The sequence below is a fragment of the Salipiger aestuarii genome, from assembly GCF_003259905.1.
Taxonomy (GTDB): Bacteria; Pseudomonadota; Alphaproteobacteria; order Rhodobacterales; family Rhodobacteraceae; genus Salipiger; species Salipiger aestuarii.
On sequence record NZ_QLMG01000127.1, the window covers coordinates 1 to 1094 of the forward strand.

1 protein-coding gene is annotated in these 1094 nt (G+C 66.7%); it reads left to right on the forward strand.

Going from position 1 to position 1094, the window contains the following annotated elements; all coding sequences use genetic code 11:
- A partial coding sequence (gene gpJ / locus ATI53_RS23565; RefSeq protein ID WP_446000291.1) for a TipJ family phage tail tip protein occupies positions 1-1094 on the forward strand: 1094 nt, incomplete at both ends.

Below are 1094 nucleotides of genomic sequence, written 5' to 3' on the forward strand. Positions count from 1 at the left end.
CGAGACCGAGAAGACCGAGCTTCTCAATGAGACCATGTTCCGCAACCTTGCACATGCAAAGGTGATGACCGCAGCCCGGGCGGATGACGACAACAGTGTCCGAATTTCGGGCGGCACGGTGCAGATCGAGGGGGTCCGGATCGGTGATACGCCGATCACCGAATACGACGAGATCGAGACCGAGCTGCAGACCGCGCGCCCCGCATCGGACGTTCTGGACCTGTCGCCCATGCAGATCTTCGAGGAGGGCGTGGGCGCCGAACTGGTGCGCGACTGGCCGCTCGACGATGCCGGCAACCGTACCGACGGCCCCGCCGTCGACACGCCGATCCGTCGCTTCACCGGCGACGATGCGGCGGGCGTGCGCATCGTCCTCAACTGGTCGGGCGGGCTCTTCCAGAACAACCGCGATGGCGAGCTGAAGACGCTCTACACGGCGATCCGCGTCCGCCAGCGCCCGAGCCTTGACGTCGAGTGGGAAGAGGTCGCGCTGCTCGAATACAGCGAGAAGAAGGATTACCAGTTCTTCCGCGAACTGGCCTGGACCGTCCCGGCCCGCGGCCGCTGGCAGATCGAGGTCATGCGCACCGACAATCCGGCCGACGATCGCGAGATGAAGACCTGTCGCTGGGAGTTGCTGCAGACCCTGCGCCCCGAGGCGCCCGTCGCCTGGGGCGGCACCGTCACCAAGCTGGGCATGCGCGCCCGCGCCACCGCCCAGTTCAGCGGGCAGATCGACCGGCTGAGCGCGCTGTGCAGCCGGATCATCCCCGATTACGACGCCGCGACCGGCACCTGGATGGAACGGGCGACGTCGAACCCCGCCAGCGCCTTCCGCGCCGCGCTGCAATCCGAGGCGCTGCCCGAACGCCTGCGGGCCGCCGACAGCGCCATCAACCTCGGCCGCATCGAACATTGGCATGCCTTCTGCACATCCAAGGGTTTGACCTTCAACCACGTCTTCGAAGAGGATGGCTTGAGCCTCGGCGATGTGCTGGCTGACCTGCCCCCTGCCGGTCCCTCATTCATGACGAGAATCTGCAGGTTGGATCTGGGTATTCGGCTTCCCCGTCTGGCGCACGCGCGCCGGGCGC